General features: G+C 71.9%; 11 protein-coding genes. 3 read left to right on the forward strand and 8 right to left on the reverse strand.

Translation table 11 applies throughout. The features are described 5' to 3' along the window. Positions 1-7: 7 nt before the first annotated feature. Genes ACIQWX_RS05805 through ACIQWX_RS05820 form a run of 4 tightly spaced genes read right to left on the reverse strand, consistent with a single transcriptional unit; the run spans position 8 to position 8,528 of the window. Positions 8-2,251, reverse strand: coding sequence for an ADP-ribosylglycohydrolase family protein (locus ACIQWX_RS05805; protein ID WP_400866102.1), 2,244 nt, complete (start codon positions 2,249-2,251; stop codon positions 8-10). Next, positions 2,252-3,667: a glycohydrolase toxin TNT-related protein gene (locus ACIQWX_RS05810; protein ID WP_400866104.1), complete on the reverse strand. Its 1,416-nt coding sequence runs from the start codon at positions 3,665-3,667 to the stop codon at positions 2,252-2,254. Next, positions 3,664-4,098, reverse strand: a complete 435-nt coding sequence (locus ACIQWX_RS05815) for a hypothetical protein (protein ID WP_400866106.1) — start codon at positions 4,096-4,098, stop codon at positions 3,664-3,666. Before ACIQWX_RS05815 ends, ACIQWX_RS05810 begins: the two co-directional genes overlap by 4 nt. Next, positions 4,098-8,528: a toxin glutamine deamidase domain-containing protein gene (locus ACIQWX_RS05820; protein ID WP_400866108.1), complete on the reverse strand. Its 4,431-nt coding sequence runs from the start codon at positions 8,526-8,528 to the stop codon at positions 4,098-4,100. The genes ACIQWX_RS05815 and ACIQWX_RS05820 overlap by 1 nt, the downstream gene beginning before the upstream one ends. 1,936 nt (positions 8,529-10,464) lie before the next feature. On the opposite strand from ACIQWX_RS05820, the gene ACIQWX_RS05825 reads away from it, so the two are divergent. Both ACIQWX_RS05825 and ACIQWX_RS05830 read left to right on the forward strand, forming a co-directional pair. Then, on the forward strand, positions 10,465-10,599 hold the full coding sequence (locus ACIQWX_RS05825; protein ID WP_400866111.1) for a hypothetical protein: 135 nt from the start codon (positions 10,465-10,467) through the stop codon (positions 10,597-10,599). A gap of 993 nt (positions 10,600-11,592) precedes the next feature. Next, positions 11,593-11,862: a hypothetical protein gene (locus ACIQWX_RS05830; RefSeq protein ID WP_400866114.1), complete on the forward strand. Its 270-nt coding sequence runs from the start codon at positions 11,593-11,595 to the stop codon at positions 11,860-11,862. Positions 11,863-12,161: 299 nt separating this feature from the next. Here ACIQWX_RS05830 and ACIQWX_RS05835 read toward each other — a convergent pair whose 3' ends face one another. The 3 genes from ACIQWX_RS05835 to ACIQWX_RS05845 all read right to left on the reverse strand — a co-directional run bounded on the left by ACIQWX_RS05835 (position 12,162) and on the right by ACIQWX_RS05845 (position 14,453). After that, positions 12,162-12,485 carry a WXG100 family type VII secretion target gene (locus ACIQWX_RS05835; protein WP_400866117.1) on the reverse strand — a complete coding sequence of 108 codons (324 nt, stop codon included), beginning with the start codon at positions 12,483-12,485 and terminating at the stop codon, positions 12,162-12,164. Beyond that, entirely contained in the window at positions 12,485-13,018 is a 534-nt protein-coding gene (locus ACIQWX_RS05840; RefSeq protein WP_400866120.1) for a YbaB/EbfC family nucleoid-associated protein, read from the reverse strand. The genes ACIQWX_RS05835 and ACIQWX_RS05840 overlap by 1 nt, the downstream gene beginning before the upstream one ends. Before the next feature lie 142 nt (positions 13,019-13,160). Next, the gene (locus ACIQWX_RS05845) at positions 13,161-14,453 is read right to left on the reverse strand and encodes an MFS transporter (RefSeq protein WP_400866123.1); all 1,293 of its coding nucleotides are present in this window, start codon (positions 14,451-14,453) and stop codon (positions 13,161-13,163) included. Between the two features lie 203 nt (positions 14,454-14,656). On the opposite strand from ACIQWX_RS05845, the gene ACIQWX_RS05850 reads away from it, so the two are divergent. After that, positions 14,657-15,238 (forward strand): YqgE/AlgH family protein, encoded by a 582-nt coding sequence (locus tag ACIQWX_RS05850; RefSeq protein WP_163046886.1) that lies wholly within the window; start codon positions 14,657-14,659, stop codon positions 15,236-15,238. Here ACIQWX_RS05850 and ACIQWX_RS05855 read toward each other — a convergent pair. Beyond that, the gene (locus ACIQWX_RS05855) at positions 15,235-15,654 is read right to left on the reverse strand and encodes an SdpI family protein (RefSeq protein ID WP_400866127.1); all 420 of its coding nucleotides are present in this window, start codon (positions 15,652-15,654) and stop codon (positions 15,235-15,237) included. The two genes, ACIQWX_RS05850 and ACIQWX_RS05855, sit on opposite strands and share 4 nt — an antisense overlap. Between the last annotated feature and the right edge of the window lie 5 nt (positions 15,655-15,659).

A 15,659-nucleotide genomic window follows, 5' to 3' on the forward strand; every position in this document is an offset into this window, starting at 1 on the left:
CCTCGGGCTACCGCCGCGGGTACCGCTCGATCCACTCGTCGCCGAGCGCGCTCAGCGCCGAGTGGCGGTCGAAGTGCCAGTAGGCGTCCGAAGCGACGTTCTCCACCAGGTACCGCAGCTCCAGCTGGTCGACCCACTTCTGCGGCAGCCCCGGGATCCCGGTGCGCGCGCCGAGCAGGGCACCGGCGATCGCGCCGGTGAGCGCGCTGCGGCCGGAGTGGTTGACGGCGCGGAGCAGCGCCTGCTCCGGGTAGTTCTCGAAGCCCGACAACGCGGCGAAAGCACGTCCGAGGACCGAGAGGGTCGTCTTGCCGTCGCCGATCAGCTCGGGTATCCGCAGGTCGGGCAGTCCGTGCTCGCCGAAGAACGGCACCGACTCGGCGACCATGTCCTTGATGTCCGTCCACTCCGGACCCTGCTGGTACTGGTTGTCCGGGTTGAGCACCTCACGGCTGAGGTTCCAGATCGGGAAGCTGAACGCCTCCTTGGTCAGCGCGTGCTCGAACAGCCAGGTCAGGTAGGTCGCGGCGGCCAGGTCGGGCTCGGTCGGGTGGGTGACGCCGGCGAGGTCGCGCACCGCCTGGCGCGCGCCTCCACTCAGGCCACTGCCGGGCCCGGCCATGGTCAACGCCGCCGGCAAGGCCGGGATCAGCGCGGCCGGGCCGGTCATCGGCGGCGCGCTCCCGGCTTCGGTCGCGAGCTGGTGGTAGGAGTTCAGCTCGGCGTCGTCGGCGTCGCGGCGGGCGTGCAGGTCTGCGACCTGGACGAGCCAGCCGTCCGCGTTCTCCATCGGGGCGCCCTGCGTGCGCAGCCAGCGCTGCAGCGCCCCGCGGACGACGCCGGGGAAGAGCTGCTCGGCCTCACGCGACTCCGGCTGCTCGCGGTGCGGGCTGCGGATGGCGGCCTCGGTGTAGAAGAGCAGCCGCTGCGTGAGCGAGCCGATCCGGCCCGGCTGGTCGAACGCCGGCACCAGGTCGGTGACGCCTTCGATGCCGTACTTCGCGTGGATGTCGTGCAGCATCATCCGGTCGACGGCCGCGCCGAGGGCCTCCCCGAGCGCGAAGCCGACGTACGCGCCCGTGACGCGCTGCCAGCCGTAGCGGAAGCCGTCGAGGTTCCGCTCGAAGTACTTGCCGAACGTGTCGAGCCGCGGGGTCGGGCGGCCGGCGTTGTCGTACGTCGGGGCCAGGCCGTTCGCGCGCAGGTCGTTCGGCTTGCTGCGCGGCGGCTCCGGCATCTGCAGCCGCTTCAGCCACGACTCGCCGAGCACGGTCTTCGCGCACTCCTCGGCGGTCAGCTCGAAGCCGCGGCGGCGTGCCTTCTCGGCCGCGGCGAGCGGCGGCTTGACCGGGTCCGGCAGGCCCATCCGCGCCGCGGTGTCGGCGGCGACGCGGATCAGGTCCTCCTCGGCCTCCGGGCAGCGGCCGTGCACGTCGATGCGCGGCTCGTGGCGCGGGAACCGCTGGACGATCTCGGCGAGCTCCCCGCTGGAGACGTCCTCGATGGTCGTCGGGCCGCCGTTGATCACCAGGTTCGGCGGGTGCTCGAACTCGGCGAGCGTCGCGACGTCGACCTTCCACCAGCCGTGCTCGCGGGAAGGCAGGTGCCGGGTCGAGCTGAACACCTTGAGCTCGTTGCGCTCCTCGGCGAAGTAGAAGCGGTCGGTCTTGCCGGTCTCCAGGTCGAGCGGGACGTACACCTCGCACCGGATCAGCCCGATGAGCAGCAGCTCCCGGGTCAGCCAGCCGACGCTGCCGAACGACAGCAGCGTCTCCAGGGTGTTCTCCGGCTTCGGGTAGCCGCGGCGGATCGGCCCGGCCTTGTACTCGGGGTTTTCCCGCTCTTCGCCGGTCTGGTTGCCCTCGGCGTCGACCTTCACCCAGCCCGCGACCGCCTGCAGCGGCACGCCCAGCTCGCCGAGCCCGGCCTTCACGTACTCGGGGTCGACGACCTCGCGCCAGTTCTCCTGGCCGGGGAACGCCACCGGCACCGACAGCCCGCCGGGGTGCGGGTGCGCCTGGCGCAGCTCGCCGTCCGGCTCGCGGACGACGACCGACGGCGGCGGGAAGATCTCCTTCTCCGGGCGGCCCTCGTCGAGGAACGCGATGGTGTTGTAGGGCACCGACCAGCCCTCGGGGATGCGCAGCACCTTCTCGGTGTCCACCCGGAGCCCGGCGGGGCCGGAGACGTCCGGGCCGTGCACCGCGCGCAGCCACTGGCCGACCTTGGCAATCGCTTCCGCCGCTTCCACCTACTCGATCCTCTCCAGGCTTCCGTCGGACTCGTGCTCGGCGATCGTCTTCGGCAGCACGAAGGCCACCGCGCCACCCGGCAGGTTCGCCCACGGAACCGTGATGCCGGTGATCACGTGCAGCGGGCGTCTCAGCCGGTAGCTCCGCCGTTCCCGCTCGCGTTCCAGCGGCAGCGACGTCGTGGCGAACCGTACCTCCCCGTGGTGGACGAGGTTGCCGGGTTCCTCGCCCAAGCGCAGAACGACCGTACCCGCCACCAGCCGCGTGATGCGCTTGTTGCGGAGCAGGGTGAGGGGAGGCTCACCCGGTGCCGGGTGGACCGGCCAGTCGTCGAGCTCCTTGGCCGTTTCCAAGGGGGTTTCGTGGCCGGCGGTCATCCGGGCGGGGTGCAGCAGCAACGCGCCGAGCAGCTGCTGGGCGGCGTCTTCGAGGCGGTCGAAGTACTTCGGCTCGCGCGGCTTCCCGCCGGCGTACGCGGCGACTTCCCAGCCGTCCGGGGTGAAGTTGAGGCACCACGTGCCGTCGGCCCGGTCGCCGACGCGGTAGGCCTCCGGCCAGACGCCGTGCTCGCCGAGCCGCTGCACCAGCACGATCAGCAGCTCTTCGTCGGCGAGCTTCGGGTTCGGCGTCGTCTCCAGCTCCGCGGCGACGTCCCCGCTCGTCTTCTTGACGTCGGCGCGGCTCGGCTTCGGCCGCGGCTCGCCCAGCAGGTCGGCCGCGGCGGTCCGGCGCACCAGCGGCTCGACGTACGGCGGCTGGAAGTGGTGCCGCCGGATGTGCTCGACGAGGTCCGGTTCGGGCGGAACGCCGTCTTTGGCCAGCCGGTCGGCCACCGACGACGGCCAGATCCAGGCGCCGTCGGTGTGGAACCGCACGTCGCCGTCTTCGTGGACGACGGCTTCGCGCTCGAGGTACTGCAGCACGAGCGGCACCTCGGTGTCGGTCAGCGGCGGCCGCTCGACGTCCGGGCCGCCGGCGTCCGCGTGCCGGAACACCAGGCCCAGCGGCAGCTGCGCGCGCAGCCGCCACCAGTCCGGGATGTGCTCGTCGGCGCGCGGGAACGCGCCCAGCTCGTCGGGGTAGGCGGTGGCGGGTGGCGGGTCCGTCCACACCGGATCGTCGTCGAGCGCGAAGTCGAAGTCGAAGGTGCCGTCCGGGTTGAGGGTGAACCGCGCCTGCAGCCACGTCCCGCGGTCTTCGGCGTACATCCCCTTGCGCAGCTCGGAGAACAGCTCGGCGACGACGTCGGACGTCGTCGCGTTGTGGCCCTGCAGTTCGCGGTGCGTCCCGACCTGCCGGAAGTCGACGGCGGCCGGCCCGGCGGCGTCGGTCCGGAGCTCGCGGACGAGCTTTCCCAGCTGCACCAAGAGGGTGCGCTGGTCTTCGGGCGAAAGTCGATGTTCCACGTGAATCATCGCTCGAACACCGAGGTGAAGGTGAAGGTCGGGGCCTCGCCGGCGTCGCGGCGGGCGAACTCGTCCTCCCACATCTTGAAGGTGCGCCGGTACAGCGAGTCGATCAGCGCACGCTCTTCCTTGGTGATTCTGCGGCTGTCCTCTTCGGTGGCGGCCCAGATCGCGTCGATCGTCTGGTAGAGCGCGAAGATCGGTCCGTCGCCGCGGAGGTAGTGGTGCCGCTCCTCCTCGGTCCGGATGACGAACCGTTCCCGCGTGAGTTTCACGATCTCGGCTTCATGGCCGAGGAGCACGTCCGGGACGTGGTCCGGCCGTTCCTCGAAGGCGCCGGTCTGCCAGTTCAGGATGCGACCGGTGAGCCCGCCGTCGGGCGTGCTGTCGACCACGTACGTGTGGGCGTAGTACTCGAAGTAGGACGGCGTCTGGACCATTAGAGACTCCCCTGCAGCGCGTCCCAGAACAGCTCTCGTTCGCGCTTGATCAGCCCGTCGATCAGGGCTTGTTCCTCGGTGGTGAACTCCGCCCGGCCTTCGGCCTTCCGGAGTGCCTTGAGATCGCGCCGGACCTCGTAGAGCGAGTGCTCGTACGCCGAAACATCGTCGAGTGCCTTGACGTGCAGCCGCAGCTCGGCGACGTGGCCGTCGATGCGCACGCTCATCTGCAGATCGCGGTAACCCGCCTCGGCGGGGTTCGCGAACCGGTCCTCGAACTTCACGATGTCCAGCTCGGGGTGCGCGGCTACGCGTTCGAGCGCGGCGTACGCGTCCTGCACCCGCTCGAACCGGATCATCGCGCCGGCCAGGTCGATCAGCTGGGACGCGTCACCTTCGTAGCCGGCGATCTTGTCCATCGCACGACCGATCGACTTGGGACCGGGCCGGAAACCCGGGGTCCCCCCGGTCTCCTCGGCCAGCGGCGGCAAGGTCCGCTCGAGAACCGCCTGTGCGCGGGCCGCCTCTTCGTACCGGTGCCCGAGGTATTCGCGCGTGTAGGCCTCGTCGCCACGCATCGCGGGATCGAACGGGGCCTGCAGCCGATCGGTCGGCCGGTGCCGCCTCGCGTCATCGGTCACCTCGTCGGCGACCTGCTGCTGTTCCGCGGTGAGCGGGGTCGGCTCGGCGTCCGGCCCCACCGGGTCGGCGTCCGGGTCCGGGTGGTGGACCTCGTGCACGGCGTCGGCCAGGATCGGGATGGCCTCGTCGTGCACCAGCAGGCTGGCGATCGTCTCCGGCTTGCGCAGCAGCGAGCGCGTCAGGAACTCGTTGGCCGGGTCGTGGAGGAGTTCGACCAGCTCCGGGTGCTCCGCCAGCCGCGTCCGGACGAACTCGCCGACCGGCCCGAGGTTCTGCGGGTTGCCCTCGTGGTCCTTGACGACGAGGTCGGTGGTGGCGCCGTCGAGCGCTTCGGCGACGCGGGGCTGAGCGAGCAGTTCGTCGAGCCGGTTTTGCGGGGCGTGGCCGTAGCCGCCGTGTTCCGTCGTGGTCTCGACCTGGACGTGTTCCGTGCCTGGTGTGCCGACGTGCAGCAGCTTGATGTCCTTCGGCGGCTGCGGCAGGTGCATGAGGTCGCCGGACTGCGGGTCGATGAACGCGACGCCCTCGCGGGTGTGCACGACCATCGCGACGTGCCCGTACTCGGCGCCGTTCGGGCCCTCGTACTTGACCGCGACGACGGCGTGGTGGTCGAGCGGCATGTCCCGCATCTCGCGGATGACGTCGTCGTAGCTGCCGCGAGAGGAGAACGTCTCGCCGAACCGGCCCTCGATGTGCTCGAGCGTGCCGCGCGTGCCCATCTCGTGGAAGGGGATCGGCTCGGCCGTCGCGTCGCCGCCGTGCAGCCGGTCCCAGTACGCGCCGGGCCCGCGGGTGCAGTTGGACAGGTAGCCGTTCTCGAGCGCGCCCGGCTCGTGGAAGCCCGGGTTGACCTCGCGCAGGTGTGGGTGCCGGTCCTGGACGTAGGCCGCGCGCTCGCTCGGCGTCGTCCCGCCGGCGTGGATGGCCGGTTCGGCGGGCGGGTTGGTCGAGCGCGCCAGCCGTGAGTAGTCCGGCCCCGGTTCGGGGACGGGCAGCGGTTCGGCGGGGGTGTCGACGGCGCCGTGAACGGTCGGGTGCTCCGCCGGCGGCGTGACGTGCTCGGGTTCGTTGAGGCCGCCGAGGCGTTCCATCAGCGCGGACTGCCGGCGCCGTTCGAACTCCGCCGCGTTGTGGTCGTTCTCGGCGCGCCGCTCGGCCATCTTCTGCCGCGCGGCCTCGGGATCGAGGTAGCGCGGGTGGCCGGGGCCGATCTCCTCGGCCTCGATGACCCACTTGCGGCGCCCGTCGGGCGTGATCTCGAGCCGCCGTTCGTGCACCAGCAGCTGGGTACCGGGCGGCGACAGCGATTCGCGCTCGGACGGGTTCTCGGCGAGCTTCGAGATGTCGCGGAGGTTGTCGGACCGGACGTGCAGCTCGACGTCGTCGCCGAACTTGCTGGACGAGAACTCGTCGGTCTTGATGGACGCGCTGGAGAACGCGGGCTCGACGACCACGTCACCCGGGTTGTACGGCCCGGCGACGAGCTCGGCGAGCCGCGGGTCGCCCCCGACGTCGAAGGCGCGGACGGACTCGCCGGACGTGCGCGGGACCTGGTTGAGGCCGTCGGTGATGGCGCGGGCGTTGGCCTGCGCGAGGTCGAAGCCGGGGTGGCCGGGGCCGCGGCGAAGGGCCTCGTTGACGTCGTAGGCGTACTCGCCGCGGGTGTAGCCGTGCACCGCGACGGCGGCGTCGTCGGTCAGCGGCAGCCCGGCGGCGTCCCGGCGAGCCAGCGCGCGGTCGTGGATGTCCTGGTAGATGTGCTCGTCGCCGACCGCGCGCCGGATGCTCTCGTGGTCGGCCGTCGTCCCGCGGTGCTGGTCGTCGAAGAGGTAGCCCTCGTCGTGCGGCAGGCGTTCCGTCGTCGGGCTCAGGCGGTCGGCGATGGTTGGCGGTTCTTGATGCCCGAGCGGCAGTTCGCGGATCGACGTGGCATCGTGCGGCAGCTCGGCGAGCCGCCCGGTGACGGGATCGGCGAAGAGGACGCCGTGCTCGGTGCGCACACCGGCGACCAAGTGCTCCTGGCCACCGTGCTCGAAGGCGACGGCGGACCGCGCGCCGACGGGACGTTCTTGAAGGTCGCTCGCGACGTCGTCGAAGCTGTTCCTGGTGCTCCACGGCCCGTCGAGCGTTTCACCGCGGGCCGGCCCGGCGACGACGTCCTCACCGTTCATCCGCCGGTCGAAGGCGGTCATCGACTCGGCGGCGTTGGTCCGGAAGCCGTGCTCGCCGGGGCTGTAGTGGTTGCGGGTGTTGACGGCGGCGAGTTCGGGAACGGCGTCGCGGACGAGGCGAGCGTGCTGCTGCGGCGTCTCGACGGACCCGGCGTGCAGCACGGGCGTCCCACCAGGCGTCAGAGGTTCGGCGAGCTGCGACCAGCCCCCTTCGGGAGCGGTCGTGGCAGGCGGGCGCTTTTCCGCGGGCGGCGGCACGTCTTCGTCCCCGCCGAGCAGCTTGAACAGATCGTTGGTCGGCTTGAGGTGGGGGTGCTCGGCGTAGAACTGCTCGAGCTCGGCGTCGGCTTCGCGCTGGAAGCGTTCCTCGTCAGCGCGTTCCTGGGCCCGCCGTTGCTCGATGGCGTCGTGCTGGTCGGTCCGGAACCGCGGATCGCCAGGAGCGATCTCCTCGGCGTGCACGATCCACTGCGGCTTGTCCCGGGCCCCGGGCTCGTTCTTGAAGTCGGGGTGCTGGGGATGCCCCGGCCCCATCTCGACGCCGGTGATTTCGAACTGCGACCCGGCCTTGAAGAGGACCTCGCGTTCGCGCCCGATGCTGGCCATGGACTCGACGTCCCGCCCGGTCTTGGACTCGATCCGCATCTCGACCTCACCTGCGAAGGTGCTGCGCGGATGCTCCGCGTCGACCTTCGACGAGCTGAGGAACGAGGGTTCGGTGATGTGCGCGCCTTCGTGGAACCGGCCGAGGAAGGCCTGAAGCCGCGAGGGGTCGCCGTGGAAGTCAACGCGCCTGGAGACGGTCCCGACGTGCGGAGGCAGCTCGTTCAGCCCGGAAACAAGCGCGCCGGCTTGCGGAGCGAGGTCGAGCAGCTCCGGGCCACCGAACCGCAGAGCGTGGTTGAGCGGACCAACCATTTCCTGGCGCGTGTAGGCGTGTACGGCGAAGGCACCGTCGTCGGACATGCCGGGATGGAACTCGTCCCGCTTGGCGAGCGCTTCGCGACGGACCTGTTCGTGCCGCCACTCGCCCGTTTCCGGGCTTTGCCGCCCGGAGTCCATGAAGGTGTCCTCGATCCGCCGCACGCCGGCGGGGTCATCGGTCCGGAAGGCGGGATCGGTCAGGTAGGGCTCGTCGGGGGTCTGGCCGGACTGCCCGTACTGGTCATCGGGCGCGACTTCATGCTCGGCCGCCTGCTGCTCGTCGTGAGGTCCGTCCGCGGCTTCGTGATGCTCAGCAGTTTCCCCAACAACGGGCGGCTGTTGCTCGGAGCCGTGCTGCTGTCCGGCGCGCGACTCGGCGGCGGAAGGCTGTTTCGCGGACGGCTCGTGTTCAGCGGTCTCCTCGGCGCCGGGCGGTCGTTCAGTGTGCTGGTCGTCGCCGGGCTGCTGGTGTTCCGCGGGCTGCCCCTGCGCGTGCTCGGTTGCCCGTTCCTGGCCAGGCGCCTGCTCGGCAGCGTGGTGCTGAGCGGTTTGCTCGGCGTCAGGCTGTTTCGCGGACGGCTCGTGCCGAGCGGTTTCCTCGGCGTCGAGGGGCCGTTCGGCGTGCTGCTCATCGCCGGTCCGCTGGTGTTCGGCGGGCGTCCGGTGAGCCTGCTCGCCGGACACATCACCCATGGCAGGGCGATCCTGCGTCGGCTGCCCCGGCGCGGCGGTCCGCTGCTCAGCCGCGTGGTCGCGAACGCCAGCCTGCTCGGCGGGTGTTTGCCCAGCAGCCGGCGCCACCGGCCGCGGCGGCTCGGACGAACGCGGCGGATCAAAGGGACTTTGCGGCCCACGCCCCGAGTGCTCAGGCGGCGGCCCAAACCGAGGAGGCGGAACCTGAGGCGGCCGCGCCAACCCCAACCGCGGATCAAGAGGCGGCCGCCCACCCGGCGGCACAGGCGGACGCCCACCCGGATGCGGACCCGGCCCCTGAGGCCCCCGAGTCTGGTTCGGATACCCGGCCGGCCGCTGCCCACCAGACATCCCAGGATGCTGAGGCCCCCCAACAGGCGGCCGCTGCGACGGCATCCGCCGCGGATCATGAGGAGTCCCCGAACCCTGCCCGGGCGGCCCCCCAAGCGCCGAATATCCCCCAGGCCCCACCGGAGGCCGCTGCCCACCTGGCGCCGCCTGCCCGCCGGGAGCGTGCCCGCTGTGCGGAGCTTGCCCACCCTGCGGCTGCCCACCTGGCGCCGCCTGCCCGCCGGCAGCGTGCCCGCCGTGCGGAGTCTGCCCACCGTGCGTAGCCCGCCCACCTTGCGGCGGCGGACCACCCTGCGGCTGCCCACCGAGCGAGGGCAGGCCGCCCTGGGGCTGCCCACCCTGGGGCAGCGGACCACCTTGGGAGAGCCCGCCGTGCGGAGCTTGCCCGCCGTGCAGCTGCCCACCCTGCGGCGGCGAGCCACCCTGGGGCAGCCCGTCGTGCGGAGGCTGGCCGCCCTGCGGCAACCCACCGCGCAGCGCATGGCCGCCCGGCGCTTGCCCGCTGTGCGGCGCTTGGCCAGTTTGAGGCTGCCCGCTGTGCGGCTGCCCGCTGTGCGGCTGCCCGCTGCGCGGGAGGCCGTTGTTCGGTGGCTGTCCGCCGTGGGCTTGTCCGGTCGGGGGCGTCGCGCCGTGCGGTGCTTGGCCGCTCTGAGGCAGCCCGCTCGCCGGCTGTCCGCTGTAGGAAGGGCCCTGGTTCGGCGGCTGACCGCCCTGGGCTTGTCCGCCCGGGGGCATTCCGCTGTGCGGTGCTTGGCCGCTTTGCGGTAGCCCAGTCTGCGGCTGCCCACCGTGCGATAGTCCGCCGTTCGGCGGCTCTCCGACCCGCGCTTGCCCGCCGTGCGGCGACTGCCCGCCCGAGGCCGGCCCGCCGTGCGGGGCCTGGCCACCCTGCGGAGCCAGGCCTCCGGGTGGCTGGCCGCCGTGGAATGGCTGGCCGGCCTGCGGTGGCATTCCGCTTTGCCGCTGGCCGGCGCGTGGGGGCTGCCCACCGTTCGACGGCCGGCCGCCCAGCTGCTGTCCCGGCGGCATCCGGCGCGGGTCTTGCGGGGGCATTCGTCGGGGCTGCTCGACCGGAGGCTGCCCGCCACGTTGCGGCGTCGAGCCCTGGGGAACCGGCCCGCCCGCGCGCGGTCCTGGGCCGCCACCTGCCGGCATTCCAGCTGGTGGGGGCGGTGCGAATCCGCCGGGCGGTGGGGCCTGCTGTCCCGATGGTCCGTTCTGGAACGGCGCCGGGCCCCCGTCCGCCGCGAACGGCTGGTTCGTACCCCCGGTGAAGCCCGCCGCTCCGACGTTGTCCGCAGGGCGGCCACCCGTTTGACGGCCTGCCTCCGGGCCGAAGCCCGGCGGGGCCATGCCGTAACCGCCGTTCGAGGAGGCGGGTGACGGTCCGCCGCCTGACGGGCCGCCCGCCGACCCGCCTACCGAAGGTGCCGACCCGCCTACAGGTGGCGCGGATCCGCCCGCTGGCTGGCTCGGTGCCGGTGCCGGTTCCTGAGCCTGAGCCGGGGCCTGTTGCTGAGGTGTGGGTGCCGGCGCCTGAGTCTGGCCTGGTGTCGGTGCCTGCTGCTGAGGTGCCGGAGCTTCGGTGACCCTCGCCTCCGGCTGCTGCGACGGCGCCGGATTGTCGGCCGCCCGGACCTCGGGCTGCTGCTGGACGCGGTCGGCGCTCGGGCGCGGCCCGTCGGACTCGTCCGCAGTGGCCCGCGGCTCGACCGTCTGACGCTCCGGCTCCCGGCTCGGCGCGCTCTCCGCCCGTGACTGGGGAGCCTCGCCCCGGGACTCCGGTGCCGACGACGCCTCGCGCCGGGGCTCCTCACCACGCGACTCGGGCCCAGCCGACGGCTCCCGCCGCGGTTCCTCGCCACGTGATACCGGTCCCGAAGATGCTTCTTGCCGCGGTTCCTCGCCGCGCGACTCAGGCTCCGACGACGGCTCCCGCCTTGACTCGGGCTCGGAAGAACCCTCACCGCGCGGCTCTTCCCCGCGAGTTCCCGGCTCGGACGAATCCCGCCGTGACTCCGGCTCGGAGGATGGCTCGCTTCGTGACTCGCGCTCGGAAGACGGCTCGCCCCGTGACTCAGGTCCAGAAGACGACTCGCCCCGCGACTCGCGTTCGGAAGACGACTCGCCGCCCGACGGCTGGGAAGAAGACTCGCCACCCGACGGCTCGGAAGACGGCTCCCGCCTCGACTCCGGCTCGGAAGAACCCTCACTCCGCGACTCGGGCTCGGAAGAACCCTCGGTCCGCGACTCAGGCCCGGAAGAAGACGAACCCCCCTCGGAACCCGACCCCCCGGCATCCCGCGGAACGTTCGCCTCATGAACCGCATGCATCTGCTCCTTGGCGCCCCCAGCAGCCCCACCCACAGCCCCACTGGAAGCCCCAGTAAGCAACTGCTCCGGCGTCAAAGACCCCAAATCCCCGGTAACCGCGGCCTGCCCAACAGTCTGAGCAACCCCCTCCACAGCCCCCCGAGCCCCAGCGCGCAGCGCCGCGTCAGCAACCTGCCCCCCAGCGGAATGCGAAAGCCCCTCAGTAGCCCCCCGCCCGATCGACCCGGACGCCGCCCCCACGACTCCGCCGACAGCACCGGAAATCGCCGCGTCGGACGTCTTCGACCAGTCCCAGCTCTGGCGATCCCCCTTCGCCATCTGCAGACCCTGGATCCCCGCGTCCATCCCCAGGTTGATGGCCTCGTTCTTGAGGACCTCCATGCCGATCTTCTTGAGACCCTGCTTGAGCAGCTTCTCCAGCAGCTCCTTCGCGACCTGCTTGAACCCCTGCTGCGCCAGCTTCTCGAGCAGCTGCCGGAACAGCATCTGCACGGTCATCCGCGTCGCGATCTGGGCCGGCGCGATGCCCGCCGTCGAGCCGCCGAACGTCACCGCCGCGGCCGCGATCATCGCCGCTATCTGGGCCGCCAGCACGATCAGCGAAATGATGATCATGTACTTCGTGTACTCGACGTCCAACGCCGTCTGATCACACGAGTCGCCCAGTGCCTTTGCCGCGTCCGCCAGCTGCTTGAAGTACGCCTCGTCGCCCTCGACGAACTTCTTCCACTGCTCCACGAACGCGTCCGCGCCGTCGCCCGTCCAGTTGTCGCGGACGCCCGAAGCAGCCTGGTTACCCGTCTCCGAAACCGGTCCGACCGCCGACGACGCCGCGTGCCACGCGTCGCGCAACGCACGAAGCTTCGTCTCGTCGCCCTCCGGCCAGCTCTCGCCGACGACGATCGGCAGCAGCCACTTGACCGCGTCGGGCATCTCCATACCCACGGGTCATTGCCCCTTGCCGAGCTGCGAAGTCACGTCTTCGTCGGCGCCCGAAAGCGCCTTCATCGACTTGGCGACGTTCTGCTGCACGCCCCGCAACCCCTGCACGAGGTTGGTGAAGCCCTCGACCGCACCCTGCGAGCCGGGCACGTAGTCCTTCGCGAACTCCTTGCCCGAGTCGTCGCCGCCCCAGCACTCGCCCTGCGCGTCGAGCGCTCCCTGCAACGTCTTAAGCGCGCTCTCCAGCGCGTCCGCCGCCGTCGTGAAGCCGTTCGACGCGCGCAGGACGGCGTCGGGTTCCGCGGTGAACCCGGAGCCCCCGTCGGGCATCAGTCGCCCCTCGTCATCCAGGACGACGGCGGCTCCTCGTCCTCCTCACGCGGCGGGCGGACGCGCTTCGGGGCCGGCTTGGGGGCGGGCATCGGGGGCGGCACCGACTCGTTCCGCAGGATCGAGCCGCCTTCTTCGAACGGCGCGGGCTGCGGCGCCGGCGTCTCGACGAATTCGGGGATCTGCGGCACCAGCCCGGCCAGCGACGGCGCGCCTTCGACGAGGTCCGCGAGGTCGGGCAGACCCTCGGTGATCGGCGCCATCAGGTCGGCGATCTTCTGCTTGACCTGCAGCGTTCCCTGGCGCACCACCGTCTGGACGGTGGTCGCGAGCTGCGCGGGCGTCGTGCGGTCGAACGCGTTCGGCGCGATTTCGAGCTTCGCGAGGTTGCCACCGGCGTCGATCGTGGCGCGGACCAGGCCGTCGGGGGAACTCACCTGCGCGGTCGTCTGCGCCGCCGCCGACTGCGCGTCACGCAGTTGTGCCGTCTGCCGCTCGAAGTTCTCCAGGAGGGTGTCCACCTGGTCCTTCATCGCGGCATTGCGTGCTTCGAGCCGTGCACGGTCGTCGCCCGCGGTGGTCACAGGTGCCCCCGGTGTCCCTCGAACCTACTAATGACTTGCCGTCACCCTAATGCCAATGGAGCAGTCACCGTGACCGGTTCGGGTGTTTGCCTCAGCGAATCGCGCGGCGCCGCGCCAGCAGGTACCCGGCGCCGCCGACCAGGTAGCAGACCGTCGCCGCGATCAGCAGGCCCGGCGAGCGGCCGTCGTCCGGCACGACGAGCGCGCCCAGCGATACCGCCGCCACCTGGGTGATGTTGAACAGCGTGTCGTACAGCGCGAAGACGCGGCCGCGGGCCTCGTCGGCGACGTCGAGCTGGATCGACGAATCGACGCAGAGCTTCAGCACCTGGCCGGCGCCGGTGATGACGAACGACGCGAGCAGCGCCAGCGGCAGCAGCATCGGCAGGCCCAGCGCGGACTGCGCGATCGCGGCGAGCAGCAGCGACCCGAGCACCGCGCGCACCCGGCCGAACTTTCGGAGCAGCCGCGCGGTCAGCAGCCCGGCGAGCAGGATGCCGGCGCCGGCGAGCGCGGCCATCTGCCCGAGCCCGGGCAGGCCCGCGCGGAAGACGCCGTGGTCGGTGAAGTAGTTCCGCATCAGCAGCACCGTGACCAGCAGCGACGCCCCGAACGACGCCCGGTGCGCGAACAGCGCGATGAACCCGGCCGTGACACTGGGGGCGCGCCACGCGTGCCGCGCGCCGTCCGCCAGCCCGCGCGCGACGGCCAGCAGGGGGTTCGGCGGCTCGTCGACGACCGACGGCCCGAGCACACCGCGCGAGAAACCCCGGGCGATGAAGGCCGACACCAGCGTGCCGAGCACCGCGAACACCGTCGTCTCGGCCGATCCGACGTCGTTGCCGCCGAAGAGCGCGCGCAGGCCGATCGCGCAGCCGCCGCCGACGACGGCGACCGCCGAACCGAGCGTCGTCGCGAACGCGTTCGCCGTCACGACGCTCTCTTCTTCGACGACGTGCGGCAGCGACGCCGAAAGCCCGGAGCCGATGAAACGCGAGATCCCCTCCGCGGCCAAGGCCAGCGAGAACAGGCCGATCCCGCCCAGCCCGAAGCCGACGGCGGCCGCCGCGGCGACGATCGCCAGCCCGCGCAGGAGGTTCGCGAAGATCAGCACGCGACGGCGGTCCCAGCGATCCAGCAGCGCACCGGCGAAGGGGCCGACGACCGAGTACGGCAGCAGCAGCGCGGCGAACCCACCGGCGATGGCCAGCGGATCGGCGGCACGCTCGGGGTTGAACAGGACGGCTCCGGCGAGCCCGGCGCGGAAGACGCCGTCACCCCAGCTGGCGGCGAAGCGCGCGAAAAGGAGACGGCGGAAGTCGGGATCCTTGAGCAGCTCTCGCGGCCCTCGTCGCGTTGTCGCCGTCCGCTCGCTGATCGTCACGAAGCCAGGGTAAAGGGTGGCCGACGCACTAAGGTCGCCTCTCGGCGGCTATGCGCAGTGTGGCTCCAGCCGGACGGTATTCCACAAAGGCGGTTCTTCAGTGAGCCCGGGGGACACGGAGTGCGCCGGCCACATGTTTCAAACGAGGCTGCTGGGGCGATTGTTCCCGAGCCGAAGTAATTCGCCGGGCCAGGGGTGGGATCATGGGTCGCGTGCCAGCGGACGCCGAGGTTGAACCGGGAACGCTCCTGGTCGCCGCCCCCACGATGGTCGACCCCAACTTCAAGCGGACCGTCGTGTTCGTCATCGATCACCGCGACGAGGGCACCCTCGGCGTCGTCCTGAACCGGCCGAGCGACGTCGCCGTGCACGACGTCCTGCCCAACTGGGGCGGGCACGTCGCCGAGCCGCAGGCGGTGTTCGTCGGCGGGCCGGTCGAGAAGAAGACGGCGCTGTGCCTGGCGGCGCTGCGCACCGGCGAGACGGCGGCGAGCGTGCCGGGCGTGATCGCGGTCCGCGGGCCGGTCGCGCTGGTCGACCTGGACACCGACCCCGAGGCGCTGGTGCCGAAGGTCCGCGGCGTGCGCGTCTTCGCCGGGTACGCGGGCTGGGACTCCGGGCAGCTGGCGGGCGAGATCGAGCGCGACGACTGGGTCATCGTGCCCGCGCTGCCGAGCGACATCCTGGCCTCGCCCAGCGGCGACCTGTGGAGCCAGGTGCTGCGACGCCAGGGCATCCCGCTCGCGCTACTGGCCACCCACCCGGGCGACCTCCAGCGGAATTAGGCGTCTTCCTTCTTGAAGACGCCGCAACCACCGGCGCCGCACGCGCAGCCGCTGCAGCCGGCGGGCGCGGCCGGAGCCGGGGCGGGCACGCTCAGCGCGGCCCGGTTGCCGAGCACGCCACCGCCCATGACCAGCACCAACATGGCGAGCACGCCGGCGACCGCGGCGGAGACCAGCCCGGCGGACGTCGGCATCGCGAGCCCGGCCAGCCCGGTCAGCACGGAGATCGCGCCGCCCGCCATGGTCGGCAGCCCCGCGACGCGGTTGGCCAGCTTGAACGCCTCTTCGCTGCGCATCGAGGCCTGCGTGCGCACCCCGGTCCCGCCCTCGCGCGTCAAGCGCTCGCGGAACCCGAGAAACCCACCAAAGCCGACGAGCAGACCCAGCACGACCGGAACCAGCGCGATAGCGAACACGGGTC

The organism is Amycolatopsis sp. NPDC098790 (assembly GCF_044759945.1).
In the GTDB taxonomy this organism is placed as follows: domain Bacteria; phylum Actinomycetota; class Actinomycetes; order Mycobacteriales; family Pseudonocardiaceae; genus Amycolatopsis.

Excerpts from the sequence above, each read along its gene's own strand:
- ACIQWX_RS05850 (WP_163046886.1), top strand. The coding sequence starts at position 14,657 with ATGGGTCGCGTGCCAGCGGACGCCGAGGTTGAACCGGGAACGCTCCTG.
- ACIQWX_RS05815 (WP_400866106.1), bottom strand. The coding sequence starts at position 4,098 with ATGGTCCAGACGCCGTCCTACTTCGAGTACTACGCCCACACGTACGTG.
- ACIQWX_RS05810 (WP_400866104.1), bottom strand. The coding sequence starts at position 3,667 with ATGATTCACGTGGAACATCGACTTTCGCCCGAAGACCAGCGCACCCTC.
- ACIQWX_RS05830 (WP_400866114.1), top strand. The coding sequence starts at position 11,593 with ATGCCGATCTTCTTGAGACCCTGCTTGAGCAGCTTCTCCAGCAGCTCC.
- ACIQWX_RS05820 (WP_400866108.1), bottom strand. The coding sequence starts at position 8,528 with ATGGGTGATGTGTCCGGCGAGCAGGCTCACCGGACGCCCGCCGAACAC.
- ACIQWX_RS05840 (WP_400866120.1), bottom strand. The coding sequence starts at position 13,018 with ATGAAGGACCAGGTGGACACCCTCCTGGAGAACTTCGAGCGGCAGACG.
- ACIQWX_RS05835 (WP_400866117.1), bottom strand. The coding sequence starts at position 12,485 with ATGCCCGACGGGGGCTCCGGGTTCACCGCGGAACCCGACGCCGTCCTG.